At 57.1% G+C, this 18,092-nt stretch carries 16 protein-coding genes; 6 read left to right on the top strand and 10 right to left on the bottom strand.

The genetic code is table 11. The features are described from left to right. Positions 1-62: 62 nt before the first annotated feature. The 9 genes from ACN1C3_RS18370 to ACN1C3_RS18330 form a co-directional block, all read right to left on the bottom strand. Positions 63-869, bottom strand: a complete 807-nt coding sequence (locus tag ACN1C3_RS18370) for a DUF4892 domain-containing protein (protein WP_419117198.1) — start codon at positions 867-869, stop codon at positions 63-65. An 8-nt stretch (positions 870-877) separates the two neighbouring features. After that, positions 878-1,537, bottom strand: a complete 660-nt coding sequence (locus ACN1C3_RS18365; protein ID WP_419117197.1) for a glutathione S-transferase family protein — start codon at positions 1,535-1,537, stop codon at positions 878-880. A 50-nt stretch (positions 1,538-1,587) separates the two neighbouring features. Continuing rightward, positions 1,588-2,442 (bottom strand): alpha/beta hydrolase, encoded by an 855-nt coding sequence (locus tag ACN1C3_RS18360; RefSeq protein WP_419117196.1) that lies wholly within the window; start codon positions 2,440-2,442, stop codon positions 1,588-1,590. Continuing rightward, a complete protein-coding gene (locus ACN1C3_RS18355; RefSeq protein WP_419117195.1) occupies positions 2,439-3,245 on the bottom strand; it encodes an alpha/beta fold hydrolase in 807 nt (268 codons plus the stop codon). The genes ACN1C3_RS18360 and ACN1C3_RS18355 overlap by 4 nt, the downstream gene beginning before the upstream one ends. Before the next feature lie 111 nt (positions 3,246-3,356). Beyond that, positions 3,357-3,800: a hotdog fold thioesterase gene (locus ACN1C3_RS18350; protein WP_419117194.1), complete on the bottom strand. Its 444-nt coding sequence runs from the start codon at positions 3,798-3,800 to the stop codon at positions 3,357-3,359. Positions 3,801-3,830: 30 nt separating this feature from the next. Further along, complete coding sequence (locus tag ACN1C3_RS18345) at positions 3,831-5,498, bottom strand: AMP-binding protein (protein WP_419117193.1); 1,668 nt, start codon at positions 5,496-5,498, stop codon at positions 3,831-3,833. A gap of 257 nt (positions 5,499-5,755) precedes the next feature. After that, positions 5,756-6,205, bottom strand: a complete 450-nt coding sequence (gene sixA, locus ACN1C3_RS18340; protein ID WP_419117192.1) for a phosphohistidine phosphatase SixA — start codon at positions 6,203-6,205, stop codon at positions 5,756-5,758. Then, the gene (locus ACN1C3_RS18335; protein WP_419117191.1) at positions 6,202-6,549 is read right to left on the bottom strand and encodes a DUF4389 domain-containing protein; all 348 of its coding nucleotides are present in this window, start codon (positions 6,547-6,549) and stop codon (positions 6,202-6,204) included. The genes sixA and ACN1C3_RS18335 overlap by 4 nt, the downstream gene beginning before the upstream one ends. A gap of 19 nt (positions 6,550-6,568) precedes the next feature. Beyond that, positions 6,569-7,594: an NAD(P)H-dependent glycerol-3-phosphate dehydrogenase gene (locus ACN1C3_RS18330; RefSeq protein WP_419117190.1), complete on the bottom strand. Its 1,026-nt coding sequence runs from the start codon at positions 7,592-7,594 to the stop codon at positions 6,569-6,571. Positions 7,595-7,790: 196 nt separating this feature from the next. Between ACN1C3_RS18330 and ACN1C3_RS18325 the strand changes: the two genes are divergently transcribed. The 5 genes from ACN1C3_RS18325 (at position 7,791) to fabB (ending at position 14,741) form a co-directional block, all read left to right on the top strand. Beyond that, positions 7,791-9,914, top strand: coding sequence for a TonB-dependent receptor plug domain-containing protein (locus ACN1C3_RS18325; protein WP_419117189.1), 2,124 nt, complete (start codon positions 7,791-7,793; stop codon positions 9,912-9,914). A 1-nt stretch (position 9,915) separates the two neighbouring features. Beyond that, positions 9,916-10,848, top strand: a complete 933-nt coding sequence (locus ACN1C3_RS18320; RefSeq protein WP_419117188.1) for an ABC transporter substrate-binding protein — start codon at positions 9,916-9,918, stop codon at positions 10,846-10,848. Beyond that, a complete protein-coding gene (locus ACN1C3_RS18315) occupies positions 10,845-12,746 on the top strand; it encodes an ATP-binding protein (RefSeq protein WP_419117187.1) in 1,902 nt (633 codons plus the stop codon). Before ACN1C3_RS18320 ends, ACN1C3_RS18315 begins: the two co-directional genes overlap by 4 nt. A gap of 247 nt (positions 12,747-12,993) precedes the next feature. Beyond that, entirely contained in the window at positions 12,994-13,509 is a 516-nt protein-coding gene (gene fabA, locus ACN1C3_RS18310) for a 3-hydroxyacyl-[acyl-carrier-protein] dehydratase FabA (RefSeq protein WP_419117186.1), read from the top strand. An 11-nt stretch (positions 13,510-13,520) separates the two neighbouring features. Beyond that, positions 13,521-14,741: a beta-ketoacyl-ACP synthase I gene (fabB, locus tag ACN1C3_RS18305; protein ID WP_419117185.1), complete on the top strand. Its 1,221-nt coding sequence runs from the start codon at positions 13,521-13,523 to the stop codon at positions 14,739-14,741. Positions 14,742-15,139: 398 nt separating this feature from the next. Here the strand turns inward: fabB and ACN1C3_RS18300 are convergent, their stop codons facing one another. Continuing rightward, complete coding sequence (locus ACN1C3_RS18300; RefSeq protein WP_419117184.1) at positions 15,140-15,577, bottom strand: bleomycin resistance protein; 438 nt, start codon at positions 15,575-15,577, stop codon at positions 15,140-15,142. 425 nt (positions 15,578-16,002) lie between these two features. On the opposite strand from ACN1C3_RS18300, the gene ACN1C3_RS18295 reads away from it, so the two are divergent. Continuing rightward, positions 16,003-17,553 carry a PLP-dependent transferase gene (locus tag ACN1C3_RS18295; RefSeq protein WP_419117183.1) on the top strand — a complete coding sequence of 517 codons (1,551 nt, stop codon included), beginning with the start codon at positions 16,003-16,005 and terminating at the stop codon, positions 17,551-17,553. Positions 17,554-18,092: the final 539 nt, after the last annotated feature.

Below are 18,092 nucleotides of genomic sequence, written 5' to 3'. Positions count from 1 at the left end.
CGTGAAAGTTGAACGAACCAAGAGTAGGCGAACGGCTTGGGGCTCGTTCGCTTTGAGGAAACTTATCGCAGTAGTTCGATGTGCAGCCCCGTCGCTTGCGCGCTACCGGTCTCCATTCGCGCCGCTCGCACACCCTGCCCGATCAGCGCCTGGCGCCAGGCCTCGGCGTTAGGGCCGGAAACATTGACGCGCATCGTCGTATCGAGGTTCAGCCCGCGCGACAGCAAGGTCAACCAGACAGGTAACGGCTCACCGGTCAGCTTCGGAAAGTCGAGTTCGCCGGTGTCTTTGAGCTGGCGCAACAAGGTTGCGGAAGTCGGCATCAACTCGCCGAGGGGGGCGCTGGCTTCAAATTGCTCGACGTGCAGATAAGCCCGGCGATTGCCGCGGGTGATGCTGTACAACGCCACCAGCGAGTTGTCCTGCGGCGCAGCCAGGCGCAATAGTAAATAGGCCTGTTGATCGTCGGCGCCATACAGCTTGGCATTGCCGAAGACTTCGTTTGCCCACAGGCTGCTTTCCCCGCAATCGCGAGCCTGGCACCAGAACAACAATTCGGCGCCTTGCTTCTGCAAGGCTTCACGCGCAACGGTGAAAGCTTCGGTGGAGGAATGTTCGGGTGGCAACTCGTAGGTCACCGAGGTCACTTGCCCCCGGGCAGTGATCTGACCGTCGAAACGCAGTTGGCCACTGATTTTACGGATCGACCCCAGAGGATAGATGCGCTCCAGCTCTGTAGTCGGCCGGTAGTCGACGATCTTTGCATCCGCCAGACGCGGCACCAGTGGCAAATCGTGACTGCCCGGCACATCGGCAGCAAACAACAACGGACTAAAACAGCACAGACCGAGAATACTGGTTAAACGCATGGGTACTCTCATCGGATCAGCATGGCCTGAGCGCCTTTGATGACATTGGCGTCGTCGATACGCGGCGGGACCAGCAAGCCGCGCTGCACAGCAGGGCGGGCCTCCATGGTTGCCATCCAGCGCTGCAACGCGGGTAAACCGTCTACCGAAACGCCGGACCATTCATAGCCACGGACCCACGGATAGGTTGCGATGTCGGCAATGCTGTAATCGCCCGCCAGAAACTCGACGGCTTCCAGGCGGGTGTTCAGCACTTCATACAAACGGCGGGTTTCATGTTGATAGCGATCGATGGCGCCCTGGAGTTTTTCCGGGAAATAGCGAAAAAACACATTGGCCTGACCTTGCATCGGGCCGATGCCACCCATTTGGAACATCAGCCACTGCATGACCAGCGAACGCCCCTTGGGGTCTTTAGGCATGAGCTGCCCGGTCAGTTCGGCCAGATAGATAAGAATTGCACCGGACTCAAATACAGCAAAGTCGCCATTGGCGCGATCGACAATCGCCGGAATCCGGCCATTGGGATTGATCTTGAGAAAGCCTGGAGCCTTTTGTTCCTTTTTGTCGAAACTCAAGGCATGCACCGTATAGGGCAGGCCGAGTTCCTCGAGCACGATAGAGACCTTGTGGCCATTCGGAGTCGCAGCGGTGTAGAGATCTATCATGGTTGTCTCCCATTTCAACCCGCCCAGCCTCGACAGTTGCCCGCTGCAAGTCAAGGAACGGCGAAGAACCGATTGAAACAGTCTGCAACAAGGGCGGCGCCGGGCTCGTCATTCAGGTGCAAATGATGGCCGCCGGGCAGCTGTTCACGGCTAAAGGGTAGACGCTCCAGCATTTCTGGATGTTGCGCGAGCATGCCGTCTTCGGCGACTACCAGTTGGGTCGGGCAATCAATGCGCTGGACGAAGGCCATCGCCTGTTCTTCAGTCAGACGCAGCGGCGACGCCAGGGTCAGACGGCTGTCGCTGCGCCAGGTATAGCCCCCCGGCACCGGCATCAGCCCGCGCTGGGCCAACAGCTCGGCGGCTTCGCGGCTGACCGCCACCAAGCCTTTCATTCGCGCTTCGATGGCGCGGTCCAGCGTGCTGTAAACCGGTTTGCGCTTGTCTTGCAAATTCAGCTGCGCTTGCAGGGCCATTCCCATACGTTCGGCAGCATTGTCGCCTTTTGCAGTAGGAGGAATGACCCCGTCGATCAGCGCCAGATGCGTCACACGCGCAGGCAGAGCGCCCGCCAGCACCAGCGAAACGATCGCGCCCAATGAGTGCCCGAGCAGGGCAAAGCGCTTCCAGCCAAGCTGCTCGGCAACTTGCAGCACGTCGTAGACATAATCCCACAGCGCGTAACCGGCACCCAGCGGCCGATGCCCGGAATGACCGTGCCCAGCCATGTCCAGCGCCACAATGCGCAAACCCGTGAGCTTGGGCGCCAGGCGCGCGAAGCTATTGGCGTTATCCAGCCAGCCATGCAGGGCGATTACCGGTAAGCCGTCTTCGGGGCCAAACAAATGCGCGGCCAGTTCGATATGCGGCAGGCTCAGACGAACTTCTTCAACCGGAGTTTTCATGCGCAATTTCGCTCGCTGCGGCTTTCCCAGCGGCTGAACAGATTCTTCAGCAGCGTGGCGGTGTCCTGTGGACGCTCAAGGGGAAACATGTGCCCACCGGGCATGGTCAGCGACTCACCGTGGGGCAAACGCCCGACCGAACGTGCGTGATGGCGCATCACTACCCGGCTCTGACGCCCACGGACCACCGCCAGCGGCACTTTCAACTGCCGTGCGCGACCGGGGCTGGTGTGCGGGACGCCGCGGTAAATGCTGATTTCCGTCGCTGGATCGAAACTCAAGCGCAGACGATCACCGACCTTGTGCAAGCCATGTTGCAGGTAAGCGTCAAAGCATTCCGGGTCGAAGCCGCGGAACAGGGTTTTACCGGAAAAATAGTGGCGCGCAGCTTCCAGATCGGCGAACTCTTCGCGCCGCCCCAAGGTGCGCCCGGCCGGGGTCAGCCGATCGATAAAACCGAAGCGTTTGGCGGCGCGTATCACCCACTGATCAGTACGGGTCAGCACCGGCGAATCGAGCATCACCACGCCACGATAGAGGTGTGGGCAACGCAACGCCGCATGCAGGTGCAGGACACCGCCAAAGGAATGGCCGACACCCCACACCGGCATAGGCTGCTGGTCGAGGTGATGAATCAACTCATCCACCAGGTTCAGCCAGTTGTCGTCCACCGGGAAACGCGGGTCATGGGCGTGTTGCTGCAGATGGGCAACCTCATATTCCGGTGCCAACGCGGCAAACAACTTGCCGTAGGTGGCCGAAGGGAAACCATTGGCGTGAGCGAAAAACACCTGCTGCGACATACCGGCGAATCCATAAGCGAAATCAAGCGTTGATTGTCCGTAAGACGCTTCCCGACAGCAATGACCGTAACTGCCAGGAATGATGACAGTCAGGTCAAAACTATTAAGCTTTCAGCGTCCAGGAGGCGTTTCTCCCAGCGGCACCACCGCCATGGTCAGGCGGGAGATGCAACTGGCCTTGCCTTCGTCGCTGCTCAGGCGAATGTCCCAGACATGGGTGGTGCGACCAATGTGAATCGCTCGCGCCACCGCCGTCACCCGTCCGCTACGCAACCCACGCAGGTGATTGGCGTTGATCTCAAGCCCCACGCAATAGAATTTGCTGGCATCGATGCACAAGTAGCTGGCCATGGAGCCGACGGTCTCGGCCAGCACCACCGAGGCGCCGCCATGCAACAAGCCATAGGGCTGATGAGTGCGGTGGTCGATCACCATGCTCGCTGTCAGGGACTCTTCATCAAAGGATTCGAAGCGGATATCCAGCACTTCGCCGATGGTGTTTTTCTGGATCGCGTTCAGTTGCTCAATATGGGGAGTGGTACGCCATAGACTCATCACTGCATCCTTCATAGGTTTTATACCGCGTCAATCCTGCCACAACACCGTTTCAGAATGCTCGCTCCACTCCTGGAAACGTGCACCATAGGCAGTCTCGATCACGTTGCGTTTGATTTTCAAGGTTGGGGTCAGGAAACCGTTTTCCACCGCCCAACTGTCTTTCACCACCACCAGTCGATGCAAGCGCTCATGCTTTTCGAGCATGCCGTTGACCTCTTCAAGCAAGGTTTCCAGGCTGGATTGCAAGCCGTTTCGAGCGGCACTGGCGGCATCCTGAAGGCCGACCGCCGACAACACACACAGGCCCAGCGGCGCACTCAAACCGTCACCGACCACACACACTTGCTCGATCCGTGAATGGACCGCCAGACGGTTTTCGATCGGTGCCGGCGCGACATATTTGCCTTTGCTGGTCTTGAAGATTTCCTTGATCCGCCCGGTCAGGCGCAGATTGCCTTCGGCGTCCTGCTCGCCTTTGTCGCCGGTGCGCAGGAAGCCATCTTCGGTGAGGGTCTCAAAGGTTTTCTGCGGGTCCTTGAAGTAACCGAGCATGGTCGCCCCGCTACGCACCAGCACTTCACCCGACGGTTCGATACGCACCTCGACGTCCGGGCAGGGTCCACCGATCCAACCTGGTGTGTGTTGGCCCGCACGACCGACATGGGAATAACCACAATTCTCGGTCATGCCATAGACCTCCAGCACATCCAGCCCAAGCTTCTGGTACCACTCAAGCAAGGTCTGCGGCACTGGCGCGGCACCAGACAAGGCAATGCGCAAGGCGTCCAACCCCAACCCGGCGAGCACTTTATGCCCAACCCACCGGCCAATGATCGGCAAGCCCAGCAGGAAATCCAGGCGTTTGGCGGACATCTTGCTGTACACCCCCATCTGGAACCTGGTCCATATCCGCGGCACGCCAAACAGCGCGGTAGGCCGAGCGCGCTTCAGGTCGGTGAGGAATGTGTCCAGGCTCTCGGCAAAGAACACCGTTTGCCCCGTGTAGATCGAGGCCAGTTCAACGAACATACGTTCAGCGACATGGCACAACGGCAGGTAGGACAGCAGCCGATCCGCCTCCCCCAGGCCAAAGAGTTGCGTGCCATGGGTAGTGGCGAAACCGAGATTGCCGAAGCTATGCATTACGCCCTTGGGCAAACCGGTAGTACCCGAGGTGTAAATAATCGTCGCCAGTTGCGAGGCCGCAGGCAGCGGGTCGTCCTGAATGGGTGAACTGTGTTGCAGATCGGCCCAGCTGTAATCGAATGAACCCTCAGGACATAGCGGCAGACTGATGGTCGGCAAATCGGCGCGGATCCCGGGTGCCATGCCCGGCCAGTCATCCAGCTTGCCGATAAACACCAAAGCCGACTCTGAATGCTCGAGTACCTGGGACACCGAGTCAGCGCTCAGGTTGGGATACAGCGGCACGGAGACATGGCCGGCCATCCAGATCGCCAGGTCAGCGATAATCCAGTGCGCACAGTTTTTTGAAATGATTGCGATGTGGCTGCCTTGCGGCAGCTCCCGTGCGCGAAGCCAGTGGGCTGCACAGCGGGCCTGATGGCCAACATCGGACCAACTCAGGGTTTCGACCTGCCCGCCACCCAGCGGCTGGACCAGAAAACGTTGACGGGGATGACGAGCTTCACGCTCGTAGAACACGTCCAGCGGCAAACGAAAAGTGCGAGACATACGACCCCCCTCCCTTTTGTTTTACATGGAGGCAAGCGTAGTCAACCAAGCAGTTGCTTGGTTGAGTATTTCACAGATAAATCAGGGGGCGGAAGTGATGTCCCTGTGGCGAGGGAGCTTGCTCCCGCTCGGCTGCGAAGCAGTCGTGAAATCGGCAAATGCGGTCTACCTGAAACACCGCGGTCACCGGATTTAGGGCCGCTTCGCAGCCCAGCGGGAGCAAGCTCCCTCGCCACATGTATGTGTTCGGCCTGCTGCTACGGATGTTTGAGGCTATTAAGGGTCATCAACCCCGCCAGCGGCCATTCGCCTTCCAGCTCGGCAAGGCCGGCGGTGCCCACCCGCTGCAGTTCGCGCCAGTGACCATGTTGCAGATAGGCAATCAGGTTGCTGACCAGCGGGTTATGGCTGACCAGCAGTACGTTATCCAACGAGTCGAGCTCATCCACCACCGCCGGCGGATCATTGTCGGGAGTCAACCACTTCACGGTGCGGACCTCAGGCTCGAAGCCCAGGGCTTCACGCACCAATTGCGCGGTCTGCTGCGCCCGAGTGTAAGGGCTGGCGTAGATCGCGCTGATCGGTTGGCCGATCAGCTGCGCAGCGCTGCTCAGCACTTCCTTGCGGCCATTCTCGGTCAGGTTACGCTCAGCATCGCTATTGGCGTGGGGCTCGGCTTCACCGTGACGCAGCACCCAGAGCTTCATAGCTTCGGCTCCTCATCCCGTACCGGGTGTGGTGCAGGCGGTACGGCATGCGGCGCTTCGCCTTCGGGCGTGCGCGGGGTCGGCCAATCGGCGAATGGCCAGGGTTTCTGGTCACTGTGAAAACTGCCGAAGCGACCGATCTGCGCCAGGAACTGGCTCAGGCTGTCGCCAAAATTCATCAGGCTGGCATTCGGCGCACCGTAGATCAGCCGGTAGATGAGTTGCACCAGCACCACAGCGCCGAGGATGAATTGCGCAACTTGCCAGACCAGCACGTACACCAGCATCCACAGTACACGCAGCAAAATGGATTCGTATTTGGCCTCGTTCTTGGAATCGTTCATGTTTCGCTCCTTGTCGTGCTTAGTTGAAACCACTTGTGGAGATAAAATCCACATCGGTTTTCGGCTCGGCGCGCATCAACAACTCGATGACCTGGTTGAGCGTGCGCCCTTCGAACAAAATCGCATGCAAGCCGGCGACCAACGGCATGTAGACACCCACTTCCTGAGCTTTGACCTTGAGTACCTTAAGAGTATTCACCCCCTCGGCAACTTCGCCAAGACTGGTCACCGCCTCCTCCAGACTCAACCCCTGCCCCAGGGCAAAGCCGACTTGGTAGTTGCGGCTCTTGGGTGACGAACAGGTGACGATCAAATCGCCAACTCCGGCCAGGCCAAGAAAGGTCATGGGATTTGCACCCTGACTGACGGCGAAACGGGTCATCTCCGCCAAAGCCCGAGTAATCAACATGCTCTTGGTGTTTTCACCCATGCCCAATGCCACGGCCATGCCGGCGATGATCGCGTAGACGTTTTTCAGCGCCCCGCCCAGCTCCACCCCAAAGCGGTCGGCACTGGCGTAAACACGGAAGGTACGGCCATGCAGCGCCGCCTGAACCCGTTGGCAGAGCTCTTCGTCTTCGCTGGCGACCACGGTGGCGGTCAACGCGTGCTCGGCCACTTCCCGAGCCAGGTTCGGCCCGGACAACACGCCGATTCGTGCTTGCGGAGCGATTTCTTCGAGAATCTCGCTCATCAGCTTGAAGGTATGCGCCTCGATGCCTTTGGTCAGGCTGACCAGTAGTTTGCCGCTCAGGCGCTCGGCATGGGGAGCTAACACCGAGCGCAATGCGCTGGACGGCAACGCGACGAAACACAGATCGCAGTCGGTCAGCGTCGCCAGCAGGTCAGTGACAGGCTCCACCGCAGGATGAACCTTGATGCCCTTGAGGTAACGCGGGTTCTCGCGGTTCACCCGAATGGCCTCGGCCTGTTCAGGATCACGCATCCACTGCCGCACGCGATGGCCGTTCTCAGCCAGTAAATTGGCCACGGCGGTACCAAAACTTCCGCCTCCCAGGACCGCAATTGGGCGCTGTTCAGTCATATGCAATCCGTTAATCCATACCAGTGGCGATGAGGGCATTATACGGGGCAGTCCACTGTCGGCCAGCCCCACCGATGAATACCGGTAAATGTTGGTATCAGACCCATTTCGCCACGGAAAATGCCAGCATCGTGACTGGAAAACCCGATCAGCTCGGTTAACATGCGCGGCAATAATTTGTTCTCAAGGCTGTGCCGTGTATTTTGGCCCTCCCAATCCTCGCTCATCACTGGCCCTCGCGCTGATTGTCAGCAATCCGCTGCTGGCCGATGACCTGTTTCTCGATAACCAGCCGCTGCCGCAGGTGCTCACCGCTACCCGCCTGAAACAGTCGCCGGCGGCAGTTCCCGGCAGCATGACGGTAATCGACAGTGAACTGATCAAGGCCAGCGGCGCCCGGGATATCAGCGAACTGCTGCGTCTGGTGCCGGGGATGATGGTCGGCAATATCAGCGGCAATCAGGCGGTGGTGAACTATCACGGCACCAATGCCAGTGAAGCGCGGCGCATGCAGGTGCTGATCGACGGCCGCTCGGTGTATCGCGCGGGCCTGGCGACCGTGGACTGGAGCGATATTCCGGTGGCCATGGAGGATATCGAGCGCATCGAAGTCTTTCGCGGGCCCAATACCGTGAGCTATGGCGCCAATGCACTGATGGCGGTGGTCAATATCATCACTCGCTCGCCGGCCGACAGCCACGGCACACGTATGAAGGTTACCCATGGCCAGCGCGGCATCAATGACTGGTACGCCAGCCAGGGCAGCGGCTGGGACACCGGCGATCTGCGCGTATCGCTGTCCGGTCAGGAAGATGACGGTTTCGATTCAGATCGTAATGGCGCGGATTATCGTGACAGTCGCCGCTCGAACCGCTTTAACCTGGCCGTTAGTCAGATGCTTAACGAACAGCAAAGCATCGATTGGCAATTGAACGCCAAAGACGGCACCAACCAGCGGCCTTATACCTACCGTCCAGTGTTCTCCGGAATCACCACGGCCGGTAACAATTCTGACGTCATCGCCAAGGACTATGCCAGTTCGTTGCGATGGAACCTGGACATTAACCCGGACCACAGCCTTTATATCCAGGGATCGGCGCAACAATGGGATCGCCAGCAGAACTGGCGGGCATGCGACGCTGAGGTCTCATTCAGCCCGGAACTGACCCGACTCTGGCAGCTCGACCCGAACTACACCGAACAACTCGCCCGGCACATGGAGAATTACACCGCCACAGGAGCACCGCCCGGGACACCCGCGGAACAGGCGCTGGCCAATCAGGTTCTGGAGCAATGGAAAGGTGGCGCCAGGCAAACCCTGTGCGGCGATATCGACCAAAGCGCCCGCGAATCGCGCTACGACCTCGAACTGCAGGACACCCTGAGCCTGTCCGATAGCCTGCGGCTAGTGAGTGGGATGAACTACCGTTACGACCGCGCAGACTCCGAGACCTATTTCAATGGCACCCTTGATGACACGATCTGGCGATTGTTTGGTCAGCTTGAGTGGAGAGCAAGCGAGCACTGGTTGCTTCAGGGCGGTGCCATGTTCGAAGACACTCGGTTGATTGGCAGTTCGCTGACTCCGCGGGTGGCAGTCAATTACCTGATCAACCCGCGCCACGGCCTGCGCGCGGTGTATTCGGAGGCCATCCGCTCACCGGACATGTTCGAGAACAACGTCAACTGGAGCTATCGGGTCACTAACCTGAGTCCCAGAGCCTACGGTCAGTCCAGCGCCCAGTACTTCGTCAAGACCCGCGGCCCGGGCAATCTCGAGCAAGAACACATGCGCTCGCGGGAACTGGGCTACAACGGGTTCTTTGCCGATATCGGGCTGACGGTCGACGTGAAGCTGTTTAACGACGAAATCACCGGAATGATCAGCGAACCTCTGCGTAACAATCAGTACATCGCCAGCAACTCGAACTCCTCACGTTTCAGCGGCAGCGAAATCCAGCTCGACTGGCGCATGAGCGCCGCGGACCGCCTGCGCCTGACCTATGCCTACGTCGACGCCGAGGCGAGCAATTTCCTCGATCAGCAACTGACCGCACGCAACAGTGGCTCGGCAGGCTGGCTGCGCGATTGGGGTCAGGGTTGGTCCAGCGCGCTCTTCTACTATGGCGACGATGCCCTCAACGGCTACCGCTTTGAACGGGTAGACACGCGGATCGCCAAGCGCATCGCCCTAGGCAAGACCAGTCTGGAGCTGGCCGGGATACTCCAGCAACGGCTCGACGCCCAACCCACCACGCTTGCCGACAACACGTATGACCAGCGCCATGTTCTCTACTTCAGCGCGGAGCTGGAGTTCTAGCATGGATGAACGTCAGTCACGGATGACGCCACCCCTTGGCCACCTGATCAAGTCAGTGTGCCTGGCCGTTATCTGCCTGCTCGCCAGCCTTGCGGTCCAGGCCGCAGAGATTGTGCTGACCGGCGCCGAAGACAGCCCCGGCGTACAGTCCTTTACCCAAGCCCTGAGCCAACGGCGGCCCGAAGACACGGTGCGCTTCAGTTCGCTGACTGACCTGCCTGCCCCGAGCAAACTGCCTCCAGGCACACGACTGATCTTGCTTGACCTGCCGAGCCTGGACTGGCGCCTGCAAGACGCCCAAGGACCGGCAACCCTGGCGCTGCGCATCAGTCGACTGCAAGCCCGGCAACGTCTGGGCAACACCCTGCCCGCCAGACTCAGTCTGCTGTGGAGCGATCCGCCACTGGACCGACAATTGCGTCTGGCCCAAAGCATACTGCCGCAAGCCCGACGGGTTGGCGTGCTCTATGACAGCCACAGCGAATTTCTCTTGAAAGAACTGCGCCAGGCCGCGCAACCGCTGGGCCTGCAAATCGTCGCCGAGCGCTGGGACAACACCAGTGACAGCCGCCCACTCCAGGCACTGCTGAAAAACAGCGACGTGCTCTTGGGTCTCGACGATAACGACCTGTACAACCCGAAAACCGTGAAAAATCTGCTGCTGAGCAGCTATGCCCGGCAATTGGCCTTGATTGGCCCCAATGCCGGTTTCGTCAAAGCCGGCAGCCTGGCCAGCACCTACAGCGACCAAAACGACTGGCTGGCAATTCTCGACACCTTGCTCGACCGCCCGACCGCCAGCTGGCCGCGCGCCCTGTACCCGCAACAGTTCAAAGTGCTGAGCAATCCGCAAGTGGCGCGCTCACTGGGCATCGAACCGATTGACGAACAGTCTGTCGCGACCCGGCTGGCCGAAGGAGAAAACCACCCATGACCTTCCGTCGCCGTTGGGACATCAATACCCGTACCCAAATAATCAGCCTTGGCCCTGCCTTGTTGCTGACATTGCTGCTGATCAGCTTCTTTACCTTCGTGCGGATTCAGGATTTGCGCCAGGAGCTGAACCACACCGGTCAGTTGATCGCCAACCAACTGGCACCGGCTACCGAATACGGCGTGATTTCCGGCAACAACGAGGTGCTCGAAAGTTTGTTGCAAGCCACGCTGGCGATCCCTCATGTGCGCTTTCTGGAAGTGCAGGACAGCGCCAACAATGTTCTGGTGTATGTCGAGCAACCCTCGGAAACCGTCAGTCGATCGCAGCAGGTTGAAGCGTTTCAAGCACCGGTACGCCTGCAACGCATCCAGCTCAATAATGATTTCCTTGAGAACGGCAGTTCGCCGGCTGTCACACCAAAGGAGGATTACTTGGGCCGGGTAATTGTCGGCATGTCCAATGACGCCTTCAGTCAGCGCCAGCAGGAAATCCTGTTCAAGGCCGGGATTCTTGCGCTGTTTGCCCTGCTGTTTACCTTTCTACTGGCTCGCCGCCTGGCCGCAAGCCTTTCGCAGCCGATCAGTGCAATGGGTAATGCGGTCAAGGCGATTCAACAGGGCGACTACAGCACCCCACTGCCGATCGTCGACGATGCAGAGCTTGGCAACCTGTCGCGACACATCAACAACCTGGCCGCAGGCCTTGCGCAAGCCAGTCGCGAACAGCATCAGGCGATGGCTCAATTGATCCAGACCCGCGAAGAAGCAGAAAAAGCCAACAATGCCAAATCTGACTTCCTGGCGATGATGAGCCATGAGCTGCGCACGCCGATGAATGGTGTGTTGGGTATGCTGCAACTGCTCGAAACCACCGAAATGACCGAAGAGCAGATCGAATACGCGGCGCTTGCCTCAGAGTCCACCGAACACCTGCTCAAGGTAATCAACGACATCCTCGACTTCTCGCGCATCGAGCGTTCGGCGCTGGAACTGGAACATATCCCGTTCAACCTCGCCGACCTGATCACCAGCTGCGCCCAGGCGTTCCAGCACAGCGCGCTGCAGCGCGGCCTTAGCCTCGAGCTGAAAATCCCGGCCGGCATGGAGTCGCTGCAGGTTCAGGGTGATCCGACGCGGATCCGGCAGATCCTGGTCAACCTGATCGGCAATGCACTGAAATTCACCGATCAAGGCAGCGTCACAATTGAGCCGCAGTGGCAATCTCTGGACCACGAAGTGCTGTGGTTCACCTGCAGTGTGCGCGACAGCGGCATCGGCATCTCGGCGCAAAGCCTGGACCTGATGTTCAATGCGTTCCAGCAGGCCGACAGCTCGATTTCCCGACGTTATGGCGGCACCGGGCTTGGCCTGCCAATTGCCCGCACCCTCGCCGAACGGATGGGCGGCACCCTTCGTGCCCAGAGTGAAGAAGGCCGCGGCTCGGTCTTCACCCTGGAGATACCGTTGGCGCTGTATCAGCAAAGCTTGCCAGTGCTTGCACCACGCTTACCGTCAGGAAACGACCATGGCGAAGGTCGCAATGTGTTGCTGGTGGAGGACAATCCGGTCAACCGGACAGTGATCGAGGCAATGCTGCGCAGCCTGGGCTTCACCGTCAGCGTCGCCACCGACGGCGCACAAGCCATTCGCAGCGCTGAGAGCCTGATATTCGAAGCGATCCTGATGGACTGCCGACTGCCGCTTATCGATGGCTATGAAGCCACCCGACAGATCCGCCAACTGCCCGGCTGCGCCGACTTGCCAATCATCGCCCTGACAGCCAATGCTTTACAGGGAGACCGCGAAGCCTGCCTTGATGCCGGAATGAACGATTATCTGGCCAAGCCATTCAAACGCACTGATCTGCAGCAAATTCTGCAGCGCTGGGTGCATTAGTACGGAGGTTTCGACGATCTGCGACTGGCGTGAAATGCGAAAGTGCGGCAGTCTTAGGCACCCGAACAGGCCCTGAAACGAGCCTGAATAATAATTTCAGTGCACAAGTGTACATTCATGCCCTTTGTGCTGTGACTTTCACTACAACGCAATAGTCTATGGGTAGGCTGCGATTCGAGGCATGAACGCTTCGATCGGTCGGGAAGATTTGCCCCACCCTGCCGCATGGGACTATTGAGGAGCTCGCATGACCAAACAAAAAGCCTTTACCCGGGAAGATCTGCTGCGCTGCAGTCGCGGTGAGCTGTTCGGCCCAGGTAACGCGCAACTGCCCGCCCCTAACATGTTGATGGTGGATCGCATCACCCATATCAGCGCTGAGGGTGGCAAGTACGGCAAAGGTGAATTGGTCGCTGAGCTGGATATCAATCCAGACCTGTGGTTCTTCGCGTGCCACTTCGAAGGCGACCCGGTGATGCCTGGCTGCCTGGGCCTGGATGCCATGTGGCAACTGGTCGGTTTCTTCCTGGGCTGGCAAGACCTGCCAGGCCGTGGTCGCGCATTGGGTTCAGGAGAGGTAAAATTCTTCGGCCAGGTCTTGCCGACTGCCAAAAAAGTTACGTACAACATTCAGATCAAACGCGTCATGCGCGGCAAGCTGAACATGGCCATCGCCGATGGTTCTGTCAGCGTCGACGGCCGTGAGATCTACACCGCCGAAGGCCTTCGGGTTGGCGTATTTACTTCCACTGACAACTTCTAAGGGTTATCCGCATGCGCCGCGTCGTTATCACTGGTCTGGGCATCGTTTCGTGCCTGGGCAATGACAAAGAGACCGTCTCCGCTAACCTGCGTGCAAGTCGCCCTGGCATCCGCTTCAACCCGGAATATGCCGAAATGGGTCTGCGTAGCCAGGTTTCCGGCTCCATTGACCTTAACCTCGAAGAACTGATCGATCGCAAGATCTATCGCTTCGTCGGCCACGCAGCGGCTTACGCATACCTGGCCATGAAAGACGCCATCGCGGACTCCGGTCTGACCGAGGAGCAAGTCTCCAACCCGCGTACCGGCCTGATTGCCGGCTCCGGCGGCGCGTCGACCCTGAACCAGATGGAAGCGCTGGACATCCTGCGTGAAAAAGGCGTCAAACGCGTCGGCCCATACCGCGTCACGCGGACCATGAGCAGCACGGTTTCCGCTTGTCTGGCGACACCATTCAAGATCAAGGGCCTGAACTACTCCATCGCTTCTGCCTGTGCCACCAGTGCTCACTGCATCGGTACTGCCATGGAACAGATCCAGATGGGCAAGCAGGACATCGTTTTTGCCGGCGGCGGCGAAGAAGAACACTGGAGCCAGTCGTTCCTGTTCGACGCCATGGGCGCACTGTCCAGCCAATACAACGAAACCCCGGAAAAAGCTTCCCGTGCCTACGACGCCAAGCGTGACGGTTTCGTCATCGCCGGCGGTGGCGGCATGGTCGTGGTGGAAGAGCTGGAACACGCTCTGGCCCGCGGCGCGAAGATCTACGCGGAAATCGTTGGCTACGGCGCGACCTCCGATGGCTACGACATGGTCGCTCCTAGCGGCGAAGGCGCCATCCGCTGCATGCAGATGGCCATGTCCACCGTCGACGGCCCGATCGACTACATCAACACTCACGGCACTTCGACTCCGGTCGGCGACGCCAAAGAGATGGAAGGTGTACGTGAAGTGTTCGGCGACAAGGCTCCGGCCATCAGCTCCACCAAGAGCCTGTCCGGTCACTCCCTGGGCGCCGCAGGCGTTCACGAAGCGATCTACTGCATGCTGATGATGGAAGGCAACTTCATGGCCGGCTCGGCCAACATCGACGAGCTGGACCCAGCTGTCGCTGACATGCCGATCCTGACCAAGACCCGCGAGAATGTCACGCTCAACAACGTGATGAGCAACAGCTTCGGCTTCGGTGGCACCAACGCCACCTTGGTACTGCAGCGCTGGCAGGGTAAATAAGCCCTCGCCGTCTCGCCACATAAAAACGCCCCGACTGGTTCGGGGCGTTTTTTATTGGGCATTTATTAACCTGGACCCTGGCGGTCTATTCGAGAACATCGGTGCTCCGCCCAAGCCCCTCGCACAGCCGTATTCTGCCGTGCCAGCAGGCGATGACCCTGGAACACCATGAAACGCACTGGCCAGATGGCTGAGCATCATCAGCGCGACCAGCGCGACTAAACGTGTGAGATGAATGATGTGGAGCACGAGGGCATGACGCCGGGTGAAAGGCTGACGACAGCCCCAAATTGAGCGATCAGATTAAAATCTGTGGCGAATCAAAGATCACTTTACCGGGTAATTACCGGGTAAGCCCCCTCCCAACTCCTGCTAAAGCGATGAGTCCTGCTCAGGCGTTAGAGCTCGTCCCGCCCTATAGGTTTAGAACCTAAATCCTGAGCAAATCGAAGCAAATAACCATCCGGATCCAGCACAAGGAAATTACTCTCGCCTTGAAGCCGTTTACCCTCCCTATACCAGAACTCCTCTACCGGCTTGCGCAGCGCGTATCCAGACTTCTCCAAGGTCCTCACCAACGCATTAACATCAGGGCACTCGATTGAAAGATTCATCCCCCGCCCATAGGGCTTTTCCAGAGGCTCTACTCGCCAAGGCGACGCTTTGAAGCGGTCTTGCTCCAGCATCAGTTGGCTTCCGTGATATGAAATGAATGCGAAGCCATCTTCCGGCCTTTCGTACTCAACATTGAAACCAATCACCTTACAATAAAATCTTAAACTATTTTTAATATCAGAGACGATCATCTCTGGCAAAAGCGTATTGAAGTCGACCATAAAAAACCCTTCATCCTTGAAGATACATAATTAGTTTCACTCGAAACACAATCAGCATCACTCACATCCAGCAATACGTCCAATCTGAATTTTAGATGATTCTTTATTTCGAAAATTTAACTGCTGTATTTTTACGATTGATGGCATGACAAAAGACCTACCTCCGCGAAGAGGCCAATCAAATGGAAGTGTGTAACTAGATATCACCGTAGAGCGTACCGCTCATCACCTCGACTTGGGCGCCGCACCAAGGCTGGCACTGGGCAACCCATCGCATGAAGACATTCGAACCTGACTATTTGAACAGCAAGTAATTAAATAACTATTGAACGTATATTCCTTGCATGACATTGTTTCGGGGTCAATAAATGCATCTAAACATACAGCTCCTAGGAAACGTAACGATGGGTGTAAGGAACGCAAGTTTGCGGAAACAATACCGACCATTCGCCGATCAAGTAGCACAAGACGCCCGATTGATAGCCGAGACTTCAGAAAATAAAACAGCACAAAATGAAACAACACGCCTTTACCAAATTGAAGCTCTCCCTCCAGGTAAAAATCAGATCTGGCCTGATCTGCTCCAGCAATTAACAGTAAAATTCGAAAAACTAATAGCAGAAACTGAACGACACCAGAGGTTTGCGATAACAGAAGGACTATCGCTTGAGCAAAGTAGCATTGACTACGTGCTGGAAAGGACGTCCAACTCACTGACTCGACTAAACAGACTGACAAGTCAAGAACTACCCCACACATCAGCTTGTCACGCTTACCGCTTGATGATTCAAGAGTACGCATTCTTGCGAAACAGTCTCGCTTGGTGCAGTGCAAGTAATAATCAAAGCGGCTGCATCATGTTTTTTGATCCGCAAGAAAATAGCAGCTCCGCAGTAAACTATGATCGCTACGGGTCAATACAGTTACGAGAGGTGGAAATAAACCTCTTACAAAGCCTGGGTTTTAATAATGAAACAAATGACTTGCTGCTGGCATCGTCCGGGCAAGCAGCCTACACAATTATTGAAAGTTTTCTGTTAGGTAGCGTTTTTCTGAAGGGTACCAGAGTAGTTACTTCTCCTTACATCTACTTCGAGGCATTTGAGCAGCTAGAGCGGCTTCACCATGTCGAGTTAATTCGCTCCTGCTCATGGGAGCTCGACGACTTGGTAGCCTTGGTACAGACTACGAATGCCAGTGTTATATTCCTAGACCCAGTGGCTAATGACAGAAACCTAAACATTCTGGACTTTAAGGTTCTGGCTAGCAAAATCGTGCCGTACGACTGGAAAGACAAATGGCTCGTGATAGACGGCACTATGGTCTCTGGCGGTGTTGATGTATTTGAAATATTCGGGGCAGAGAACCATCCAACGGTGCTTTATTACGAGAGCGGAAGTAAATACTTGCAGTTCGGCTTGGATATGCAAATGGCGGGTATAGTGGTAGCGCCTAAAAAATACAGCTCACAGTTAGCAACCAGTCGAAGGAGTACCGGTGGCGTCATGTATCAGTCTGGTGTGACCAAATTTCCGGAATACGACCGATCAATGTATTTGCGTAGAGCGCAACTGTTGAGCAAAAACGCTCGACACTTTACAAAAGGTCTTCTGGATAATAACTTTCTTACTACCCGGCTTGATGTGGCTTATCCATGGAATTGGCGTGAGCTTGGCTGGCAACACGGTGGAGGTGTGGTAACCATCACAATGAAGGCAGCGAAGCTCAATAATCGTACACGTCTTGAAGAGTTCATTCACATGTTGCTTCAGCGTTGTCGTGAGAATCACATTCCCATGACCCAAGGGACAAGCTATGGGTTTTCAACTACTCGAGTGTCAGCTAATACCATGGCTGACGACATGCCTGCTCATTTGCGGTTCTCCATTGGCGAGGAAGATCCGTACTTGATGCAGTGTCTGGTCGATATCGTAGTCAGCACGTTATGTGGTTTTTTAAGCGATTTTGATAGCTGAGCTCTTCGAGGCTTATCTGGCAACAGTGCATTACCAGACGCAACCGCAGAGCAACATTTACCCGGCAACCTGTGAGGCTAGGGCCTCATGGGCTAGCCGTATCTTGCTCAAAGTATATTTCCCCTTTGCATTCCAGACATAGCGGGCTGGCTGTGCATTGTAACCAATTAATCACTTACCAATAAAAACCGTTAGATGAAGCTCGATGCTGTGCGCAAGATCTCTTTCCGAGGCCCACTGCCATGATACTTCCCGATGCCAAAATCGAAAAAGTATGCCTCTACCAGACCCTTGGGATTGCGAAAGCCTACCGGCGACTTGTCTGTCCTCGTTGAATTGGGTATCAAATGCTTCCAGTTTTCCCCAATAGCCCCCGACGATCCTGGTATGTGCATGCCAGCCAGCGGACCGTAGGAACGGTAAGTAATGGGCCCATACCCGGTGCAAGTTCGTAGAGACGCTAAAAGTGCAGCCCAAAAGGCAAGACGTGAGGACTGAAATCGCACTAAACCAAATTAATAAACTCTGCGGTATTGAGC

This window comes from Pseudomonas sp. H11T01 (assembly GCF_048515765.1).
GTDB lineage: Bacteria > Pseudomonadota > Gammaproteobacteria > Pseudomonadales > Pseudomonadaceae > Aquipseudomonas.
Note: the sequence above shows the minus strand (reverse complement) of the source record. Positions and strands in the feature narration are given on the sequence as shown.